Raw genomic sequence first — 20754 nt, 5'->3', positions numbered from 1 at the left:
GCCTTGCGAATGGTCGCGTCGAAGAAACGTGGAGCTCCAAAGATGACCTTCTGGTCCGGAGCTTGCGAGGATACGCACATGACCCAGGTCTTTTTCCATTGCTCGACCACGCACGGGGTGCTGATGGATCGCCGCGGCACCTCGGTGACAAGCCTCTCGGAGGCCTGCGAGGCGGCGACGTGCATGATGCGATCGCTGGTCGCAACGGTCAGCCTGGAAGACTGGCGCGACTGGGTCGTGCATGTCAGCGACGAGTCCGGCGAGGAGATCGTGATCCTGTCCTTCGCATCCGTGCTCGGCAAGCCGCACTGAGAGGGCGCCATGCTGTCACCGCACGCATCATTGCTCTCTCTGCACGACAGCTGGAACGCGATTACGGCGGGCTTGCAGAATCTGATCGCGCGAATTCGCGATCCCTACCGGCCCGAGCTGCACTACATGCGCGGACCGGGTCCCAAATGGCATGCGAAGCACGCCGTTCAAGCTGCGCCCGCCGGTTGAGCGCGGCGCTGTTCAGCTCTCGCTTCTCGCCGGGCGGTACATCTCGCGCCGCCACGCCGCCGGGCTGACGCCGACCACGGTGGAAAACACCCGCGTGAAGTGGCTTTGATTGGCAAAGCCGGCCGAAATCGCGATCTCGGACAGCGACAGGTCGCGCGCCGCCATCAGCTGCTTGGCCACCTTCAGGCGCTGCTGAAGCAGCCATTGGTGCGGTGGCAGGCCGGTGGAGATGCGGAAGGCGCGCGAAAAATGGCCGACCGACAGATCGAGCTCGGCCGCAATCTGCTTCAGCGAAATCTTCCCGCTGAGGTCGGATTCGAGCTTTCGCAGGCGCGGTTGATCTGCCAGGCGGCGAGGCCGCCACGGGTCGGTCCGGTCGGATGTTGTATTCCGTCATAGGTCCGGGTGACGTGCGCGGTCAGCGCCAGCATCATGTGATCGATGAACAGCTGGTTGGTTTCGTCCGGCCGGTGCAATCCCTCGCGCAGCAGCGCCCCGACATGACGAATGACGCCGTCGTCGTGACCGGTGCCGATTTCGCAGGCCAGTTCGCCGATGCGCGGCGAGCCGGTCTGTTCGGCGAAGTCAGTGAGCGCCGAGCGCGGCAGATAGAAGAACAGCGAGTGGAACGGCTTGTCGATCACGTAGCGCGGATCGCGTTTGAGATCGTAGAGATAGGTCGCGCCCGCCGGGATGTCCCGCTTCATGAGGCACTTGCCGCCCTCCCACAATTCGCAGTCCGGATAATCGTGCAGCTTCAGGCTGACCAGAAAGGCATCCTCGGCGGTGAGCGATCCGGACAGCCCGGGCACCGGGTTGTCGTCCCGGGTTTCGGTGACCGCGAGTTCGGCGCTGCGCAGCGTGCGCGTGATCAGCGCCGGCGGCGTATCCCTCAGGCGTAGGAATTGCCCGAGCCGCTGCCCGTAGGCGCCCGCCTGTGCCATGCGTGTTGAGTCCATCATTGATGTGCAGCCGGGCAGGGACTTGTCAGTCAGCCTGCGAAGCCGTCACTCATTATCCGGGATTGCTGCGGCGCAGTCCAGTTGTCTCACGCGATCATGAACGATGCTGCCGGTCGTTCAGCGCAATGCGATTCCGGGATGAATTCAACTGCTTTGGTCCAATCAACCGTGCCGGACGCAGAAATGTCGCAGCCGCGCGCTTGGCGCAGAATTGGGCAAAGCATGGCCGTTTCAGGAAAGACATTCGAACTGCGCGGCGCTTAGGTCCGGCGGGCAGTTCCGCGCCTCATGGGTCCGACAGACCGGCCCGCAAGGAGGGAGCGCATGAGCCTTCAAACGCGAGTACAGGTGATGAGTAAGCCGATCCTGCACGATCCTTTGCGGGATTCGCCCGCCGCATCCGAAGCGCGGCCGGCCGAGGCACCGGCCGGTCCGCGCTGCCCGGCCGGCCAGGAGATGGCCCGCGTGCTCAAGACGCAGCCGCTTCGCATGGCGGCCGACCCGTCGAGCGGCGCGATCGCCTATTGGAAGCATGACGCCCTGCACGACGTGGTCAGGCCGATGGTCGACCACGTCGTCATGAGCTATCCCGCAGGTTCGCAGCGGCTGGAGCGGCGCACCGGCAGGGTGGCTTCGATCGGAACGGCCCGGTCCGGGGTCGTGACGATCATCCCGGCCGGCTCGAGTTCGCGCTGGGATATTCACCAGTCGGTGCATGTCGTTCAGCTCTATCTTCCGCATGCGACGCTGGCGCGCGTCGCCGGCGAGGCCGACACCGCCGCTCCCGGCGATCTGCTGGAGCGCACCGGGCATCCCGATCCGATTACATCGCGGTTGCTGCTGAGTGCCGCTGATGCGCTCGAGGGCAGCGCGGCGCTGGATGCGCTGTTCCGGCAGCAACTGACGGATCTCTTGGCCACGCGCCTGCTGTCGGCGCACGCCGGCGTGCCTGCGACCGTGCAGGTGACCGTAGGCGGTCTTGCGCCGACGGCGCTGCGCCGCGCCATCGAGCGATTGCGCTCGGACAGCGATGCGGACGTCTCGCTCGCGGCGCTGGCGGCGGACGCCGGCCTGTCGCGCTTTCACTTCTGCCGCGCCTTCAAGGAAAGCACCGGGCTCTCGCCGCATGCCTGGCTGCGCCAGCACCGGCTCGAGCAGGCCATGAACATGCTGCGCGACACCGACGCATCCGTGGTCTCGATCGCGGCGGCGCTCGGCTACAGTTCGCAGACCGCGTTCGCGGCCGCGTTCAGGAAGCTGACCGGCGAAACCCCGAGCGATTGGCGGCGCCGTCTGCGGTAGCCGCAATCGCTCTTCAGGTCGGGCAATCGCTCTGGGGCACTCATAAGGCCAATTCGCTAGATCACCGTGGCGCCGACGCCAACAACGGAGACAAGCGATGGCCTGGAAGGATTTCGGTAGCTCCCTTGCAGTGACACGGCGACGCCGGGTCCTCGCGACTGCACTGATGTACGGGCTTACGCTCACCGTGCGCTTCACGTCGGCAACCGGCGAGGATGCCGATGCGCCGGCGCAGGCCGTTCAGGGCGCCGATGCCATGACGTCGGTGATGATCAGCGACGCCGCCCAGGCGCTCTACCGGGACTGGCTCCCGGGGGCCGCGCTGCCGATCGGCCTTCAGCATGGAGCGCTGTCGGGCGCGAGAGGCTGCCGCGCAGCCTGCATGCCCGGGGCGCGCACGCCGTTCCTGTCGAGCTGCGCCGCCCGGCAATAGGCGCTCGCTTTTCGTTTCACCTCTTCGCGTCGCCGATCGCGACAGGCTTCGCCGCAAGCGGCAGGCAGCGGCGGCAACGCGCGGACATCAGAGACTGCCAACCCAGAGGAGATACCCATGCGAATTGTCATCATCGGCGCCGGCTTTGCCGGCATGTACGCCGCGCTCTCCGCAGCCCGCCTGCGCGACATCAAGGGCGTTTCGCCCGAGGAGCTCGAGATCGCGCTGGTCGCGCCGGAGCCGACCCTGGTGGTGCGCCCGCGGCTCTACGAGCCGAAGCCGGAGACACTGACCGCGCCGCTGCTCGACGTCTTCAACGCGATCGACGTCGTCTATGTGCAGGGCAGCGCCGAAGCCGTCGACACCAAGGCCCGCACCGTGCAGATCGTCACCGCCAAGGACGCGCGCAAGACGCTGCCTTATGATCGCCTTGTGGTGGCGACCGGCAGCCGGCTGTTCCGTCCGAACGTACCCGGTCTCGCCGAGCATGGCTTCAGCGTCGACAATCTTGCGGATGCGATCGCGCTCGATCGCCATCTGCACGACCTCGCCAGGCAGCCGGCATCAGTGGCACGCGACACCGTGGTCGTTGCCGGCGGCGGCTTCACCGGCATCGAGGCGGCGACCGAGATGCCGGCGCGGCTCCGGGACATTCTCGGCAGCGACGCCAAGCCGCGCGTCGTGATCGTCGATCGCAACGTGGCGATCGCGCCCGACATGGGCGAGGGCCCGCGCCCGATCATCGAGGACGCGATGCGCAAGCTCGGCGTCGAAGGCCGCTTCGGCGCCGGCGTCGCCGAGGTCAGCAAGTCCGGCGTCACGCTCTCCAGCGGCGAGCATATCGAGGCCGCGACCGTGGTCTGGGCGGCGGGCATTCGCGCCGCGCCGCTGACCACGCAGATCCCGGCGGAGCGCGACAATTTCGGCCGGCTGCTGGTCGATCGCGATCTGCGCGTACCGTCGGTCGCGGGTGTGTTCGCCACCGGCGATGCGGCGCGTGCCGCATGCGACGATGTCGGCAATTACGCGCTGATGTCGTGCCAGCACGCGACGCGGATGGGCGCCTTTGCCGGCAACAACGCCGCGGCCGAGCTGCTCGGTGTCCCGACCAGGCCGTATCACCAGAAGGCCTATGTCACCTGCCTCGACCTCGGCGAGGCCGGTGCGCTGTTCACCCGCGGCTGGGAGCGCAAGGTCGAGATGGTCGGCGATGTGGCCAAGAAGACCAAGCGGGAGATCAACACCGTCTGGATCTATCCGCCGCGCGCCGAGCGTGCCGCGGCGCTGGCATCGGCCGATCCGGAGCACGTCACCGAAGTCTGACGCTGAGCTCGGCGAGAGCACCGCAACTGCGATCATCGCTTCCGCGCACGGCGTCGTTCGATCGCTGTGCGCGGAACTGACTCGAAGTATCGCGGAGCGAAACGCAGTTTAGAATCGTCCTTAGAAGCGCTCGAAAAATCTGAGGCGCATTGACGCAGTTTCGCTGCGTTCACGTTGCGAGCTCGCAACACCATCGGCGATAAGCCCAACACTGGATGTGTTCTAATCACCGATCAGCTGCGTACGTCTTTCATCGTGTTAGTGACGGCGAGGATGAAGGCGATGTGAGTTGACGGGGGTCGGATGTTTCGTCGCACTGCGCTGGCGGCCGGGTACATGGCCGGCAGCGGTTTGTTCGTGCTGAGTGTGGTGATGCCGCGAGAAAGCGTTGCGCAATCGGCGCTGCCGCCGGTGACGGTCGAGGCGCCGAAACAACAGCAGCAGGCGCGGCGGACGCTGCCGGCGCGACGCGCGGCGCGTCCTGCACGTACGACGCCGCGATCGATCGCGAACCGGGCGCCCGCGCAGAACGTTCCAGCACCGGGGGCAGGTGGCGGCGGAGAGCGCGGCAACGGGCCGGTCACCGGCTATCTCGCCAGCCAGAGCGTCACCGCAACCAAGACCGACAGCCCGGTGCTGACGACGCCGCAGTCGATCTCGATCGTCACCCAGGACCAGATCCAGGCGCAGGGCGCGCAGAACATCACCGAAGCACTGCGCTACACGCCCGGCGTGACGATCGAGAGTTTTGGCGCCAACGCGTTCTTCGACGAGTTCAAGCTGCGGGGGTTCACCGCGCCGCGCTATCTCGACGGGCTGCGGCTGCCGACCGACACCACGACCTTCGCGGTCCCGCGCATCGAGACCTATGGTCTCGAGCGCATCGAGGTCCTGAAGGGCCCGTCATCCGGCCTGTATGGACAATCCGATCCGGGCGGCCTGTTGAACCTGGTCAGCAAGCGGCCCACCGAGACGCCGCATTACGAGATCGAGGGATCGTTCGGCTCGTTCGATCGCTTCCAGGGCGCCTTCGATATCGGTGGTCCGGCCGACAAGGACGCCCGGTTCCTTTACCGCATCGTCGGCCTTGGCCGCGACAGCAACAGCCAGACCGACTTCGTTCAGGACAACAAGCTGTTCATCGCGCCGAGCTTCACCTGGCGCCCGACCTACGACACCAGCTTCACCGTGCTCTCGCAGTACCAGAAGGTCGACAACAAGGGTTACCAGCAATACGTCCCGGGACAGGTGTCCTTCCTGCCCAACCCCAACGGACATATTCCTTACAGCCGTTACCTCGGCGAGCCCGGGCTGGATGGCTATCATCTCGAGCAGTTCGCGGTCGGCTACGCGTTCGAGCATCGCTTCGACAACATCTTCCAGTTCCGGCAAAACCTCCGCTACACCCAGGTCAGCAACGACCTCGCATCGGTGCGGACCGAGGGCATGGTGACGGATCGTCTGGTCGCGCGCACCTACAACTACGTCAAGGCCAACGCCGCCAATGTCGCGCTCGACAATCAGCTGCAGGCGGATTTCGCCACCGGGCCGCTGGTCCACAAGGTGCTGGCCGGCGTCGACTACTTCGATCTGTGGGCGAACACGGACTATCGCACGACGCCGATTGCGCCGATCGATGCCTATAGCCCGGTCTACGGCACCGCCGTTCCGTTAGCCAGCTCGCTGGCGCCTTTCATTCTGCGCGACGACAGGCAGTCGCAGCTCGGCGCCTATCTGCAGGATCAGATCAAGCTCGATCGCTGGACGCTGACCATGAGCGGCCGCCAGGACTGGGTCAGCTCCGGCTTCACCAGCATGGCGTTCTATCCGCCGGCCGGCCACTATTCGCGCGATGACTCGGCGCGAACCGGGCGCATCGGCCTGAGCTACCTGTTCGATATCGGCCTCGCGCCCTATGTCAGCTACGGGACCTCGTTCACGCCCAACCTCGGCGCCGACAGCGCCGGCCGGTCGTTCAGGCCGACGACGGGCGAGGGCGCGGAAGTCGGCGTCAAGTTCAAGCCGAACGGCTCGAACTTCATGGTGACGGCGGCAGCGTTCGATATCCGTCAGCAGGACGTGCTGACCGCCGATCCGTTGAACCCGCTGTTCAACGTGCAGACCGATGCCGTGCGTGTCCGCGGCCTCGAGCTCGAGCTGAAGGGCAATCTCACGCGCGAGCTCGAGATCACGGCGGGATACACCCATCTCGATCCGCGGGTGACGACGAGCATTGCCGGCTATGCCGGCAAGTACATGATGAACACGGCGCAGGACCAGGTCGCGGTCTGGGGCAAGTATACCTGGTATGACGGCGCGCTCGCGGGGCTTGGGCTCGGCCTCGGCGTGCGCTATGTCGGCGAGACCTACGGCGACAACTTTAATACGTTTGTCATTCCCTCCTACGCCTTGCTCGATGCGTCGGTCAGCTACGACTTCGCCTATCTGCGGCCGGACCTGAAGGGATGGAAGGCGCAGGTCAACGTGACCAACCTGACCGACCACTTCTACGTTGCATCCTGCCTGACCGGGCTTCCCTATTGCGGCCTCGGCAATGGCCGCACGGTACTGGGCACGATGAAGTACACCTTGAACTAGGTAACGAAATTGACTGCGACGACCAGATCCTTACGGCGATGGGGCGCTGTCCATAAATGGACCAGCCTCATCTGCACGTTGTTCATGCTGCTGCTCTGCATCACCGGCCTGCCGCTGATTTTCCACGAGCAGATCGACGATCTCCTGCACAGCCAGGTCAAGCCGGCCGACGTGCCGCCAGGCACGCCGCCGGCCAATCTGGACCGTCTGCTCGGCAACGCGCTCGCGCAGGCGCCCGGAAAGGTGCCTCACTTCCTGATCTGGGATCGCGACGATCCGAGCGCGATGTTCGTCAGCGTCGGCCCGACGATCGATGCCGATCCGACCAACAATTTGCTGATCCGGATGGATACGCATACCGGCGCCTATCTCGATGCGCCCGATGTGACCGGCCGCTTCACCTACATCATGTTGAAGCTGCACACCGACATGTTCGCAGGCCTGCCCGGCAAGCTGTTCCTCGGATTGATGGGGATCCTGTTCTGCGTCGCGATCGTCTCCGGCATCGTGGTCTATGCGCCGTCGATGCGGAAGCTGCGCTTCGGCGCCTACCGCGCGCAGCGGACCCGCGTCGTGCGCTGGCTCGACGTCCATAATCTCGCGGGCATCCTGCTGGTCGCGTGGACGCTGGTCGTCGGCTTCACCGGGGTCATCAACACCTGGGCCGATCTCGTGCTCAAGATGTGGCAGTTCGGCCAGCTCGCCGAAATGACCGCGCAGTACAAGGACCGGCCGGTGCCGTCGAAGCTGACCTCGCTGAATGCGGCGGTCGAAGTGGCCACCCATGCGGTGCCCGGCATGACGCCGAGCTTCGTCGCCTTCCCGGGAACCCTGTTCAGCAGCAAGAGCCACTACGCGGTGTTCCTGCACGGCGATACGCCGCTGACCTCGCGGCTGCTGAAGCCGGCGCTGATCGATGCGGAAACCGGCAAGCTGACCGACACAAGGGACATGCCCTGGTATGTGACGACCCTGTTCGTCTCGCAGCCGCTGCATTTCGGCGACTATGGCGGCATGCCGCTCAAGATCGTCTGGGCGCTGCTCGACATCCTGACCATCTTCATCCTCGTGACCGGCGTGTATCTGTGGATGCGTCGCCGCAAGGCGGGCGTGAGCCAGGAACGCGCGATCGCCAACGCCGACTCCCTCGACAACCCCGCATTATCGTCGTGACGTCAGCATGGTCTCGCATCGTTCATTGACCCAGATCTTCGCTGCCCCGCTCGTCATCGCGATCGTGAGCACGGTCGGATTGATCAGCGCGCTGGTTGGCGACGGCTGGTGGGATGCGGTCTCGTGGGCCGGGCTCGGCCTGCCTCTCCTGCTCTATCTGGTGTTCATCTGGCGGCGCCAGCCGAATTGATCGGGTTTGCCTGATCGCGCTTCGAACCGGCCGGGCAATCAGCAAAGCCGGTCCAATCGGAATATGCCGATCCCTGCGGTGTCTCATCCGCGGAGATGCGCAAGAAGCCGAACGAGCAATCGAATAAGCAGTCGCGGCCGCGCAGGTGTCTGGCGTGTGGCGTCGCGCCGGCATTGTAAGATGACAGGTCTTCACTCCGGGAGCCCCGCCATGCGTAGCGGGTTGACCAATGCATCCAGGTCGCCTTGTCGGCGATACGGAAGCAGCCTGGCCCAGCGGGCCAGGCTGAAATTGGGGTGGCCCGCCAGCAAGTCGCTTGAGATCATGCGCGCTTCATCTTGCCGGCCGAGATTCCAAAGCGCCGCTATGAGTGTCGACTGCGCGGTCAGCCAGAGCGGCCGCTGCCTCAGAACGCGGGAGGCTATATCGTGCGCCGCCGCGAAATCTCCGAGATGAAATCTTGCGCGCGCTTCGTCCACCATGGATTCGTTGCGCTCAATCGGACTGAGCCGTTGGGCGTGTTCCTCGTAGAGGACGGCTTTTCGGAAATTGCCGGCGTAGCCGTGGTACATGCCCGCCATGTGATGTGCGTCAGAGCTGCTGGGAGCGAGGCTGATCGCGGTTTCTCCTGCTGCCACAGCCTCATCATGACGGCGTTGATAGGTACGAACATAGCCGATCACCAGGTATGCTTCCCCGAAGCTGGGGTCGGCGGCGAGAGCCCGATCAGCGCAGCCCAGTGCGGCTTGATACGCTTCATTTTCATCCTTGATCCAACCGAAGCGCGCCTGGTCAGTCAGGGTCAGACCCAACAAGTAGAGCGCAGGCATAAACGAGCCGTTGATCTCCAGCGCCTGTTCAAAAAGCTTCCGGGCCTGTGCGTGAGTTTGCCTTGCGAAATTAACGTACAGGGCGCGCCCCTTCAAAACATACTCATAAGCCAGCGGACTGCCCGAGCGCTTTCTCCACACCCTCGCGCGTTCGCCGACCGTCAACTGGACCTCAAGCGCTTCGACGATCTCTTGCGTAATTCGGTCCTGGAGATCGAACACGTCGTCCAGGTCTCCGTCAAAGCGATCCGCCCAGAGATGACCGCCGTCTCGACCATCAATCAACTGCGCCGTCAACCTGATGCGATTGCCGATCTTTCGAACGCTCCCCTCCAGCAGATAACGAGCACCCAGGATCTGCCCGATTTCGCGAATGTCCCTGTTCTGCCCCTTGAACGCGAAGCTCGAGTTGCGAGCTATCACCATCAATTCCTGAATCTTTGACAGGGTCGTAAGGACGTCTTCCGCGATCCCATCCGCGAAATACTCCTGCTCGTTGTCTCCGCTCATGTTCTGAAACGGCAGCACCGCGATGGAGGGCTTTCCCGAAAACGGGCGCATGTGATGCGATTCGGCAGGAGCCGGATGGCGCTCAGGCGAAGGTCTGGCGCCAATCTTCATTCGCCAGGCGCGGATCGGTTCAGTGATGTTTTTCAGATTCTGTTGGCCCATGTCTTCGAAGGCTGCATCGACCTTGCCCCGGATCTGCCGGTAGGCGTCGTCGGACAGGCATATGCCGCCCAGGTCCGCGATGTTCTCCAGCCGCGCGGCGATGTTGACGCCGTCGCCGAAGATGTCGTCGTTGTCGATGATGATGTCGCCGACGTGAATGCCGATGCGAAATTCGATCCGCTGCTGTTGCGGTGCGGATGCGTTAATCTCTGCCATCCTGCTCTGGACTTCTACAGAGCTGCGCACTGCATCGACGGCGCTGCCGAATTCGACAAGCATGCCGTCGCCGGTCGTTTTGACGATGCGGCCGCGATGAGCGGCGATCGTTGGATCAATGAGATTTTTTCTGGCCGCCTTGAGCCGCGCGAGCGTGCCTTCCTCGTCCGTTCCCATCAGGCGACTGTAGCCGGCGACATCTGCCGCCAGCACTGCTGCCAGTCGCCTTTCCACTCGCTCGGGCGCCACGGACTACCCTAACTTGGAAGTTCAACCCGGCCAATTAAAGCACGTCGAGCCGCCTTCGGGCTAGAGGCCACGCCCTGGCTGACCGTTAGTCGCTAGTGTCCTGAACCAGAAGTTCGCAACATCGGGGCTTGTTTTGCCGGGGCATTGTAACGGCAGAAGCGCTCGATGGAAGCAAGGATATCATCGGCGGATTTGGTCCATCGGAACGGTTTTGGATCGGCGTTGTGTCGTTCGATGAACGAGGCGATGTCCGCCCTGAGGGCGGCTACGCTGCGATAGACGCCGCGCCTGATCTTCTTATCGGTGAGGAGCGCGAAGAAGCGCTCGACTTGGTTGAGCCATGACGAACTGGTCGGGGTCAGGTGCACGTGCCAACGCGGCCTTTTGGCGAGCCATCTCCGGATCATTGGGGTCTTGTGCGTGACGTAATTGTCCATGACGAGATGGACGTCGAGTTCGCGCGGTACGGCAGCCTCGATCTCGTCAAGGAACTTGCGGAACTCGGCGGTGCGGTGGCGCCCGTAGCATTTGCCGATGACCCGTCCCGTCGCAATATCGAGGGCGGCGAACAACGATGTGGTGCCATGCCTTTTGTAGTCATGGCTCCTTCGGGCCGCCTGGCCGGGACGCATCGGCAGCAACGGCTGGCTGCGGTCCAGCGCCTGGATTTGGGACTTCTCATCCACACACAGAACGATGGCGTGCTCGGGTGGTGAGACGTAGAGGCCCACGACATCGCGCACTTTGGCCACGAAGTTCGGATCGGTCGAGAGCTTGAACGTCTCCATCCGGTGCGGCTGGAGCCCGAAGGCCCGCCAGATGCGTTGGACCGTCGATACCGATAGGCCGCTGGTCTTGGCCATGTCGCGGGAGCTCCAATGAGTGGCGTTCTCAGGGCAACTCTCCAACGTCCTCACGATCACGGCTTCGATGCGGGCATCGTCAATCGTGCGCGGCGCGCCGGAACGCGGCTCGTCGTGCAGCCCGGCCACACGCTGTGCCATAAAGCGCCGCCGCCACTTGCCTACGGTCTGCCGGTCCAGCCCGAGCTTGACCGCCACTTCCGTGTTCTGACCACCTTCCGCACAGGTCAGCACGATCCGGGCTCTCAGAGCCAGCGCCTGAGCCGTCTTCCGCCGCATCGTCAGCGACGTCAGTTCAGCCCGCTCATCATCACTCAATATCAGGGGGGCAAGTTGCTGGACCGCCATTGGAGACTCCGCCGCTGTTTGCCTCCATCCTTGGCACAGCGACGCGAATCTACTGCGAATCTATGATTGCGAACTTGTGACTCGGGACACTAGATCAGCGCTTCCGTGCGCAGCGTCGCCTCGATCTCTCTGAGGATGCGCGCCAGCCGTTCGGCCCACGCCGTCTCGCCGGCCTGGTCGGAGATCAGGTCCTGGCGGATCTCGATGCCCGAGTTCATCAGGCCGCGTGCCTCGCCATGCACGGGGATCGTGTAGTCGGTCTCGTCGCTGACCGCATAGGGCTCGTTGTCGCCGACCACGAGATCGCCCTCGGCGCGCAGATGCTTCAGCAGCAGCGGCGGCAGCACCGTGTCGCGGTGGTAGAGCGTGCCGATGTGCCAGGGTCGCGCGATGCCGGCGTAGATCGGCGTGAAGCTGTGCAGCGACACCAGCAGCGTCGGCAGGCCCCGACGCGCGCGCGCGTCGATGATCTCGTCGATGCGTTTGTGATAGGGATCGAAGATCTGCGCGTGGCGCATCTCGGTGGCCTCGCGCGACAGGCCTTCATTGCCCGGCACCGTGGTGGCCTCGCTGATCAGCGGAATCGAGCTCGCGACATGCGGCGGACGGTTGCAGTCGATCACGAGCCGCGAATAGCGCTGCGCGATCAAATGCGCGCCGAGCCGGTCCGAGAGGCGGGTTGCGACGCCGGCGATGCCGATGTCCCAGGCGATATGCCGCACGAGCTCGTCTTCGGGCAGGCCGAGATCGCCGAGCGGAGAGGGAATCAGCCTGCCGTAGTGGTCGCAAGTGAACAGGAACGGCGAGCGGCCGCCGGCATTGTGTTCAAGAACCGGTGAAGCGTCGGTGCTCGCGAGCAGGAACGATGGACCGCCTCCGTAATTCAAGGGCTTTTTTCCTCAACTTTGCCTATTCAGGCGGCATGCTGATCTGGAATCGGGCAGCTTTCTCTATAGATTATGCAGCCCGAAATCACGATGATTGTTTGAAGATGCCGCTGCTGACTATTCATCACAAGACCGTTTATCGCTACGCGCGCCCGGTGGCGTTCGGCGAGCACCGCATCATGCTGCGCCCCCGTGACGGCCATGATCTGCGCGTGCTCGACAGCGCACTTGTGATCGATCCACAGCCGATGTCGCTGCGCTGGATCCACGACGTGTTCGGCAACAGCATGGCGATCGCCGCCTTCGACGAGCGCGCCGACATGCTGTCCTTCGTCTCGACCGCGACGGTGGAGCACAATCCGGCCGATACGTTTGCGCTGACGCCGGACGATCCCGCCTATTTCTATCCGTTCCTCTACGACGATGAGGAATTCCCCGATCTGCAGCAGTTCATCACGCCGCAATATGGCGACCCGAACGGCGAGCTGTCGGCCTGGGCGCGGCGCTTCCTCGATGTCGAGGCGCCGACGCCGACTTTCAAGATCCTGAGCGGCATGACCCACGGCATCCGCGAGGCGTTCAGCTATCGCAAGCGCTATGAGCAGGGCACCCAACATCCGCTCGACACGCTGCGCACGCAGTCCGGCACCTGCCGCGACTATGCGCTGTTCATGATCGAGGCGCTGCGTCGGCTCGGCGTCGCCGCGCGCTTCGTCTCCGGCTATCTCGCGATGCCGCCCGGCAGCGCGCACGGCTATGTCGGCGGCGGCTCGACCCATGCCTGGGTGCAAGTCTATCTGCCGAGCGCGGGCTGGATCGAGTTCGATCCGACCAACGGCATCGTTGGCACGCGCGATCTGATCCGCGTCGCGGTGGCGCGCGACCCGCGCCAGGCGATCCCGCTGCACGGCGTCTATCTCGGCGCGGCGGACGCCTTTCTCGGCATGGATGTCGACATCAAGGTGGTCTCGGTCGGCGAGAACGCGGAGCAGGAGACGGCCTGACGATGCAGATCAAGGTCGGCTTCGAGATCACCTACACGGCGGCGCAGCCGACCCCGATGGTGATCATGCTGTCGATCCATCCGTCGCGCTACGCCGACATCGTCGGCACCGAGCGCCTTTCGACCGAACCGGACGTGCCGATCGGCCTCTATCGCGACGGCTTTGGCAATGTCTGCGGGCGGCTCGTTGCCCCCAGCGGTGGCGTCACCTTCCGCGGCAGCGCGCTGGTGCGCGATTCCGGACTGCCTGACATCGTCAATCCGGCTGGACAGCAGCTGCCGGTCGAGCAATTGCCGGACGACATGCTGCTCTATCTGATGCCGAGCCGCTATTGCGAGACCGACAAGCTGACCGATGTCGCCTGGTCGCTGTTCGGCAACACACCGCAGGGCTGGGCGCGGGTGCAGGCGATCACCGATTTCGTGCACCACCACGTGACGTTCGGCTATCAGCACGCCCATCACATGAAGTCGGCGCACGACGTCTATGAAAGCCGCGCCGGCGTCTGCCGCGACTTCGCGCATCTGGCGCTCACCTTCTGCCGCTGCATGGGCATTCCGGCACGCTACTGCACCGGCTATCTCGGCGACATCGGCGTGCCGCCGGACCCGGCGCCGATGGATTTCTCCGGCTGGTTCGAGGTCTATCTGTCGGGCCAGTGGTACACCTTCGATGCCCGCCACAACACGCCGCGGATCGGCCGCATCCTGATGGCGACCGGCCGCGACGCCGCCGACGTCGCCCTCACCACGAGCTTCGGCCGCATGACGCTGACGAAGTTCGTCGTGGTGACGGACGAGGTGGCGGCGGCCTAGCGTCCCCCGGGATTTTCTGTCATTCCGGGATGGTGCGTTAGCACCAGACCCGGAATCTCGAGATTCCGGGTCTGGTCCTTCGGACCATCCCGGAATGACAACTGAACCTATGACCTCCGATATTCTTTTCGTCTACGGCACGCTGATGCGCGGCTTTGACCATCCGATGGCGAAGCTGCTCGCGGGCAATGCCGAATTCCTCGGGCCGGCGCAGTGCCGCGGCCGGCTCTATCTGGTGAAGCATTATCCGGGCCTCGTGGTGTCGGACGATCCGGCCGACATCGTGCATGGTGAGCTGTTCCGCTTGCGGGAGCGTGAGGCCATGCTGCGTGAATTCGACATGTACGAAGCCTGCGGCGAAGGCTTTCCGCCGCCGACCGAATATGTCCGCGAGATGCTTGCCGTCACGCTCGCCGACGGCAGCGTGAGCGAGGCGTGGACCTATCTCTACAACTGGCCGGTCACCGAGCTGCCGCGGATCGCGTCAGGAAAATTCCTCGAGCATTAGCGCTCGGACGTACCGCATGTTTCGTCATGCCCGGGCTTGACCCGGGCATCCATCTCACTTCGCAATAGTCATTCTTTTGATGGATTGCCGGGTCACAGGCGAGCGGAAGCGACGCCGTCATTCTGACGGCTGTGCCGGCCACCACGAAAGAGAAGTCAATCCTCCCGCACCACGCGGATGTCGACCTCGCGCTCGACATAGCTCCATTCCTCGGTCGCGCGCAGCATGCCGACCAGTTCGTCGAACAAGGTGACGTGGTCGGGGGCGAATTCGAACCAGGTCAGGAAGTCGAAGGGCATGCCGAGGTCGCGCGAATGAAACAGCTGGCGGGCGATTGCGGGGAGGAATTTCAGGGTGCCTTCGATGTGGTGCGACTTGTCCTCGAAGATCTTGCGGCGCTCCTCCTGCGTGAGCTCCCACCACGCCGCGGATTTCCGGATCGGGATCAGCGCCGCGTGCGTTGCCTCGCTGCGGCCGAGCCCGGCCTGCACGGCCAAGAGCTTCTCGCGCTCCTCCTTCTCGGTGTAGCGCAGATGGCTGGCGACGCCGGCGAGCCGCCAGGAGGTCTGCGCCGGCAGCAGCGGCAGCGCGATCGATTCGCTCGCAACGATCGACAACGCCGCGACCTTCGGCAGCGTCTCGCCCTTCACCCGCGTGATGGACGTGACCTGCCAGCCGCCGCTCTGTCCGCCTCTGAATGTCGTGAACATGGCCTATCCAATCCCGGAAGGGGGGAGGGGGCAAGCTTGCCGCACAGGCTCTCCACCGTGGATTTGGGGGTAACCCGCTCGACGGAGCCGCGACGGGCCAGACCTGTGAATAGCCCGGAAAAGCCCCACATTGTTCGGCATGGCGGGCCGTGCCGCTATATGGCTAACCGGTTGTCCGCGATTCGCCGCCCGAGCCCAAAATCCTGACTGATGCGTTTCACGCCCGAATTCCTCGATGAGCTGCGCGCCCGGCTTCCGGTCTCGGAAGTCGTGGGCAGGCGCGTCAAGCTCAAGAAGGCCGGCCGGGAGTGGAAGGGGCTGTCGCCGTTCCAGCAGGAAAAGACGCCGTCGTTCTTCGTCAACGACCAGAAGCAGGCCTGGTTCGACTTCTCGTCCGGGCTGAATGGCAACATCTTCGACTTCCTGATGAAGACCGAGGGCGTGACTTTCCCCGAGGCGGTGGAACGTCTCGCCGCGATGGCGGGTGTCCCGCTGCCGGCGGTGACGCCCGATGCCGCGCGACACGAGCAGCACCGCCGCACCCTGCACGACGTGATGGAACTGGCGACCAAGTTCTTCGCCGACACGCTGGCTTCGCGGGGCGGCGCCAAGGCGCGCGGCTATCTTGCCGACCGCGCCATCTCGCCGGCGACCCAGCTCCAGTTCCGGATGGGCTATGCGCCGCCGGATCGCTTCGCGCTGAAGGAGCATCTCGGCGCACTAGGTATCTCCACCGACGACATGGTAGAGGCCGGGCTTCTGGTGTCCGGCGAGGACAAGCCGGTGCCGTTCGATCGCTTCCGCGACCGCGTCATGTTCCCGATCACGGATGCCCGCGGCCGCGTCATCGCATTCGGCGGGCGTGCGCTGGAGAAGGACGTTCCGGCAAAGTACCTGAACTCGCCGGAAACCACGCTGTTTCACAAGGGCGACAATCTCTACAATCTGTTCACCGCGCGGCAGGCCGCGCATGACGGCGCACAGCTGATCGTCGTCGAGGGCTATGTCGACGTCATTGCCATGGTCACGTCGGGCTTTCCCGGCGCCGTCGCGCCGCTCGGCACCGCGCTGACCGAGAACCAGCTCGGCCTGCTCTGGAAGATGGTCGACGAGCCGATCCTCTGCTTCGACGGCGACCGCGCCGGCCAGAAGGCGGCTTATCGTGCTGCCGACCTTGCATTGCCGCAGCTCAAGCCGGGCAAGAGCCTGCGGATTGCGCTGCTGCCGGAAGGGCAGGACCCCGACGATCTCGCCCGCTCCGGCGGCCGCGGCGCGATCGAGGACGTGATCTCGGCCGCGCGTCCGCTCGCCGAAATGATCTGGTCGCGCGAGATCGAGGGCGGCAATTTCGATACGCCCGAGCGCCGCGCCGCGCTGGAGGCGCGGATCGGCGAGCTCACCAATGGCATCCGCGACGAGGTGGTGCGCCGCTATTACCGGCAGGACCTGCAGGAGCGGCTGCAGCGCAATTTTGCGCCCGAGGGCGGCCGCGGCGGTTATGGCCGCGGCGGCTACGGAAGGGGCAATTTCGGCGGCGGCCGCGGCGGCGAATCACCCCGCCAGTTTGTCCCCCGGGGACCTGCCCAAAACGGCCGACAGGGAGGCCCGCAGGGCGGCCGGTTCGGTGTCACCCCCGGGATTTCACGGGGTCCCTATCAGGCCGCCAGCCCCCAATTGGCCAACAGCCCGATCATGCGCGGCCAGCGCAGCGCGGTCTCCCGCCGCGAGGCCCTGATCCTGCAATCGCTGATCAACCACCCCTGGCTGCTGCACGACCATCTCGAGGAGGTGGCGGCGCTGGAGCTCGCCCATCCCGAGGCCCACAAGCTCAGGGCCGCCATCATCGCCGCCTTTGCCCACGACCATCACCATTCCCCTGACGCCGAGGAGCAGGCCGAGAAGATGCGGGCCGACCTCGAAGCGGGCGGATTATCCCCGATTCTTCAAAGGGTTGAGCGGGCGATCACAACCCAGGCGGTGTGGGGCGCGCAGGTCGGCGCGGCGCGCGAGGATGTTTTATCAACCTGGCGTCAACTCGTTGCCTTGCATCAGAAAACCCACGCCTTACTTAGGGAAAGAAAAGATGCGGAAGCGGCTTTGGCTGAAGACTCCAGCGAGGCCAATCTGGCATGGTTGCAGGATATCCAGGCCCGGATGGCAGAAGCCGACGGGACCGAAGCCCTGATTGAAGGGTTCGGCGAATTATCGGGCCGGTTCCAGCGTAATGTCTGATAACAAAAATGCTGCGGACGGCGCTGGCCGCACCCGCGAAAAGACTCGCCAAATCCATGGTTTGGCTGCAAAAACAGGGTTAAGCGAAACTTAATAGCTACCGTAGCATTTTCAGGCGAAGTGGTTCCGGGTTCGCCGTCAGAAAATGCGTCAGATCTAGATCTGTCGCGTCTTCCGATCGTAAAACCGGTGTCCACTTTTACGGAAGACGCAACGGGCTATTGCAGATTGGAAACCGTCGAGACGGATGACAGGGGTGGCGAGATATTGCGCCGCCCTTTGTGCGTCGAGAGAGTAAATCTAGATTTCGTGCGGATGCGCGTGCGTGGCGCCATTTTGCATGACCGCGTTTCGGGAGCTTAGTGAATGGCCACCAAGGCAAAGACGCTGCAGGTTAAGGACAAGGAAAAGGACGACAAGGCAGCGGATGCTCCTGAGAAGGATGCCGCTGACGCGCCGTCGCCGTTGCTCGACCTGTCGGATGCCGCGGTGAAGAAGATGATCAAGCAGGCCAAGAAGCGCGGCTTCGTGACCTTCGATCAGCTCAACGAAGTGCTGCCCTCCGATACGACCTCGCCCGAACAGATCGAAGACATCATGTCGATGCTGTCCGACATGGGCATCAACGTCACCGAGGCCGACGATAGCGAGGGCGAGGACGAGAAGGACGACGGCGACGACGAGACCGATAACGAACTCGTCGAGGTCACGCAGAAGGCCGTCACCGAGGTCAAGAAGTCGGAGCCCGGCGAGCGCACCGACGATCCCGTCCGCATGTATCTGCGCGAGATGGGCACCGTCGAGCTGCTCTCCCGCGAAGGCGAAATCGCGATTGCAAAACGCATCGAGGCCGGCCGCGAGGCGATGATCGCGGGCCTCTGCGAAAGCCCGCTGACCTTCCAGGCCATCATCATCTGGCGCGATGAGCTCAACGAAGGGAAGATCTTCCTCCGCGACATCATCGATCTCGAAGCCACCTATGCCGGCCCCGAGTCCAAGGGCGGCATCAATCCGAACCTGATCGGCAGCAACGGCGCCGAGGGTGCCGCCGCTGAGGGCAATGGCGGCGACGCGCAGGCCGGTGCGCCGGCCCATGTCGCGCCGCCGGCAGCGCCGCCGTCGCCGACCCCGTTCCGCGCCGCGCCCGCCGGTGGCGAAGCCGCCACCGAGGAGAAGGATCCCGCCGAGGCCGCCGCCGAAGGCGACATGGACGACGACGAGTTCGAGAACCAGATGTCGCTCGCCGCCATCGAGGCCGAGCTGAAGCCGAAGGTGGTCGAGACCTTCGACAAGATCGCATCCGAGTACAAGAAGCTGCGCCGCCTGCAGGAGCAGGACATCGCCAACCAGCTGCAGAGCGAGTCTCTGTCGCCCTCGCAGGAGCGCAAGTACAAGAAGCTGAAGGACGAGATCATCGTCGAGGTGAAGTCGCTGCGCCTCAACCAGGCCCGCATCGATTCGCTGGTCGAGCAGCTCTACGACATCAACAAGAAGCTGGTCTCGTTCGAGGGCCGCCTGCTGCGCCTCGGCGACAGCCACGGCGTCGCGCGCGAGGACTTCCTGCGCAACTACCAGGGCTCCGAGCTCGATCCGCGCTGGCTCAACCGCGTCTCCAAGCTGTCGGCCAAGGGCTGGAAGAACTTCGTCCATCACGAGAAGGACCGCATCAAGGACCTGCGTCACGAGATCCAGTCGCTTGCGGCGCTCACCGGGCTCGAGATCGGCGAATTCCGGAAGATCGTGCACGGCGTGCAGAAGGGCGAGCGCGAGGCCCGTCAGGCCAAGAAGGAGATGGTGGAAGCCAACCTCCGTCTCGTGATCTCGATCGCCAAGAAGTACACCAACCGCGGCCTGCAGTTCCTCGACCTGATCCAGGAAGGCAATATCGGCCTGATGAAGGCGGTCGATAAGTTCGAATATCGCCGCGGCTACAAGTTCTCAACCTACGCCACCTGGTGGATCCGGCAGGCGATCACCCGTTCGATCGCCGACCAGGCCCGCACCATCCGCATCCCCGTGCACATGATCGAGACGATCAACAAGATCGTCCGCACCTCGCGCCAGATGCTGAACGAGATCGGCCGCGAGCCGACCCCGGAAGAGCTCGCCGAGAAGCTCGGCATGCCGCTCGAGAAGGTGCGCAAGGTCCTCAAGATCGCCAAGGAGCCGCTGTCGCTCGAAACGCCTGTGGGCGATGAAGAGGATTCGCATCTCGGCGATTTCATCGAGGACAAGAACGCGATCCTGCCGATCGACGCTGCGATCCAGTCCAACCTGCGCGAGACCACGACGCGCGTACTGGCCTCGCTCACCCCGCGCGAGGAGCGCGTGCTGCGCATGCGCTTCGGCATCGGCATGAACACCGACCACACGCTGGAAGAAGTCGGCCAGCAGTTCTCGGTCACCCGCGAGCGCATCCGCCAGATCGAGGCCAAGGCGCTGCGCAAGCTGAAGCACCCGTCGCGGTCGCGGAAGCTGCGGAGCTTCCTGGACAACTAATATTTCCGATTGTCGTTGCCGGGCTCGACCCGGCAATCCATCGAAACAACAACGGCGGGCCTGGGCCCGCCGTTTTCATTTTGATCCGTCTCCGACGTCATCGCGAGGAGATTGCTTCGCTGCACTCGCAATGACGTGGATAGAGTTGTGTGGCCGCCGCTACTTCTTCTTCGCGCCGACGCGCTCGATGGACTTGATCTCGAGCGGCGGGCGGCCGCCCTTTTCGGCGATCTCGCGGTCCTGCTCGCGCAGGAAGGCACGCACCGGCTCGTCGCCGTCGAGCCCGCCAATGAGCTCCGACGGCACGCGGCGGTTGGAGCGCTGCGAGCCGTCTTCATAGAAGACGTTGAAGAAGGCGAATTCGCCTTTGGGATTGGTCCCGGGTTTTTTCGGCATGCGCGGCTTGTCCTCGATCGGGGCGCCGCTGTCAAAGCAAATC

The 20754-nt window shown here is 64.3% G+C and carries 18 protein-coding genes and 1 pseudogene; 13 read left to right on the top strand and 6 right to left on the bottom strand.

Annotated features, from left to right (window positions below; translation table 11 throughout):
* The first annotated feature begins 78 nt into the window (after positions 1-78).
* Positions 79-312, top strand: a complete 234-nt coding sequence (locus J2R80_RS42410; protein WP_028333132.1) for a DUF6894 family protein — start codon at positions 79-81, stop codon at positions 310-312.
* A gap of 9 nt (positions 313-321) precedes the next feature.
* Positions 322-501, top strand: a complete 180-nt coding sequence (locus tag J2R80_RS42405; RefSeq protein ID WP_076827959.1) for a hypothetical protein — start codon at positions 322-324, stop codon at positions 499-501.
* A gap of 12 nt (positions 502-513) precedes the next feature.
* Here J2R80_RS42405 and J2R80_RS42400 read toward each other — a convergent pair.
* A pseudogene (locus J2R80_RS42400) lies at positions 514-1445 on the bottom strand (helix-turn-helix domain-containing protein).
* 369 nt (positions 1446-1814) lie between these two features.
* Here J2R80_RS42400 and J2R80_RS42395 point away from each other — a divergent pair.
* The 6 genes from J2R80_RS42395 (at position 1815) to J2R80_RS42370 (ending at position 8482) form a co-directional block, all read left to right on the top strand.
* The gene (locus J2R80_RS42395; protein ID WP_253641112.1) at positions 1815-2765 is read left to right on the top strand and encodes a helix-turn-helix transcriptional regulator; all 951 of its coding nucleotides are present in this window, start codon (positions 1815-1817) and stop codon (positions 2763-2765) included.
* A 97-nt stretch (positions 2766-2862) separates the two neighbouring features.
* Positions 2863-3198, top strand: a complete 336-nt coding sequence (locus J2R80_RS42390; RefSeq protein WP_057018069.1) for a hypothetical protein — start codon at positions 2863-2865, stop codon at positions 3196-3198.
* Between the two features lie 117 nt (positions 3199-3315).
* Positions 3316-4521, top strand: coding sequence for an NAD(P)/FAD-dependent oxidoreductase (locus J2R80_RS42385; protein ID WP_057018068.1), 1206 nt, complete (start codon positions 3316-3318; stop codon positions 4519-4521).
* A 336-nt stretch (positions 4522-4857) separates the two neighbouring features.
* On the top strand, positions 4858-7119 hold the full coding sequence (locus J2R80_RS42380; protein WP_375162675.1) for a TonB-dependent siderophore receptor: 2262 nt from the start codon (positions 4858-4860) through the stop codon (positions 7117-7119).
* A gap of 9 nt (positions 7120-7128) precedes the next feature.
* On the top strand, positions 7129-8292 hold the full coding sequence (locus J2R80_RS42375) for a PepSY domain-containing protein (protein WP_256527908.1): 1164 nt from the start codon (positions 7129-7131) through the stop codon (positions 8290-8292).
* Between the two features lie 7 nt (positions 8293-8299).
* A complete protein-coding gene (locus J2R80_RS42370; RefSeq protein WP_057018065.1) occupies positions 8300-8482 on the top strand; it encodes a hypothetical protein in 183 nt (60 codons plus the stop codon).
* A gap of 191 nt (positions 8483-8673) precedes the next feature.
* Here J2R80_RS42370 and J2R80_RS42365 read toward each other — a convergent pair whose 3' ends face one another.
* The 3 genes from J2R80_RS42365 to J2R80_RS42355 all read right to left on the bottom strand — a co-directional run bounded on the left by J2R80_RS42365 (position 8674) and on the right by J2R80_RS42355 (position 12547).
* Positions 8674-10413, bottom strand: a complete 1740-nt coding sequence (locus tag J2R80_RS42365) for an adenylate/guanylate cyclase domain-containing protein (protein WP_253640911.1) — start codon at positions 10411-10413, stop codon at positions 8674-8676.
* A 128-nt stretch (positions 10414-10541) separates the two neighbouring features.
* On the bottom strand, positions 10542-11660 hold the full coding sequence (locus J2R80_RS42360; protein ID WP_141343495.1) for an IS630 family transposase: 1119 nt from the start codon (positions 11658-11660) through the stop codon (positions 10542-10544).
* Between the two features lie 89 nt (positions 11661-11749).
* Positions 11750-12547, bottom strand: a complete 798-nt coding sequence (locus J2R80_RS42355; protein ID WP_253640910.1) for an N-formylglutamate amidohydrolase — start codon at positions 12545-12547, stop codon at positions 11750-11752.
* A 104-nt stretch (positions 12548-12651) separates the two neighbouring features.
* Here J2R80_RS42355 and J2R80_RS42350 point away from each other — a divergent pair, with 104 nt between their 5' ends.
* From J2R80_RS42350 to J2R80_RS42340, 3 genes are all read left to right on the top strand, one after another.
* Positions 12652-13551 (top strand): transglutaminase family protein, encoded by a 900-nt coding sequence (locus J2R80_RS42350; protein WP_168855223.1) that lies wholly within the window; start codon positions 12652-12654, stop codon positions 13549-13551.
* A 2-nt stretch (positions 13552-13553) separates the two neighbouring features.
* On the top strand, positions 13554-14366 hold the full coding sequence (locus J2R80_RS42345) for a transglutaminase family protein (RefSeq protein WP_229193082.1): 813 nt from the start codon (positions 13554-13556) through the stop codon (positions 14364-14366).
* A 109-nt stretch (positions 14367-14475) separates the two neighbouring features.
* Positions 14476-14874 carry a gamma-glutamylcyclotransferase gene (locus tag J2R80_RS42340; RefSeq protein WP_057018063.1) on the top strand — a complete coding sequence of 133 codons (399 nt, stop codon included), beginning with the start codon at positions 14476-14478 and terminating at the stop codon, positions 14872-14874.
* Between the two features lie 155 nt (positions 14875-15029).
* Here the strand turns inward: J2R80_RS42340 and J2R80_RS42335 are convergent, their stop codons facing one another.
* Positions 15030-15584 (bottom strand): chlorite dismutase family protein, encoded by a 555-nt coding sequence (locus J2R80_RS42335; protein ID WP_076827947.1) that lies wholly within the window; start codon positions 15582-15584, stop codon positions 15030-15032.
* A 210-nt stretch (positions 15585-15794) separates the two neighbouring features.
* Between J2R80_RS42335 and dnaG the strand changes: the two genes are divergently transcribed.
* Positions 15795-17816, top strand: coding sequence for a DNA primase (gene dnaG, locus J2R80_RS42330; protein ID WP_253640909.1), 2022 nt, complete (start codon positions 15795-15797; stop codon positions 17814-17816).
* 366 nt (positions 17817-18182) lie between these two features.
* Positions 18183-20315: an RNA polymerase sigma factor RpoD gene (gene rpoD / locus J2R80_RS42325; RefSeq protein ID WP_225159702.1), complete on the top strand. Its 2133-nt coding sequence runs from the start codon at positions 18183-18185 to the stop codon at positions 20313-20315.
* Between the two features lie 159 nt (positions 20316-20474).
* Here the strand turns inward: rpoD and J2R80_RS42320 are convergent, their stop codons facing one another.
* Positions 20475-20711, bottom strand: coding sequence for a hypothetical protein (locus tag J2R80_RS42320; protein WP_026192271.1), 237 nt, complete (start codon positions 20709-20711; stop codon positions 20475-20477).
* Positions 20712-20754: the final 43 nt, after the last annotated feature.

The sequence above is a fragment of the Bradyrhizobium sp. USDA 4541 genome (assembly GCF_024171085.1).
In the GTDB taxonomy this organism is placed as follows: Bacteria; Pseudomonadota; Alphaproteobacteria; order Rhizobiales; family Xanthobacteraceae; genus Bradyrhizobium; species Bradyrhizobium australafricanum.
The sequence above is the reverse complement of the archived record's forward strand: the minus strand, read 5'-3'. Positions and strand labels throughout refer to the sequence as shown.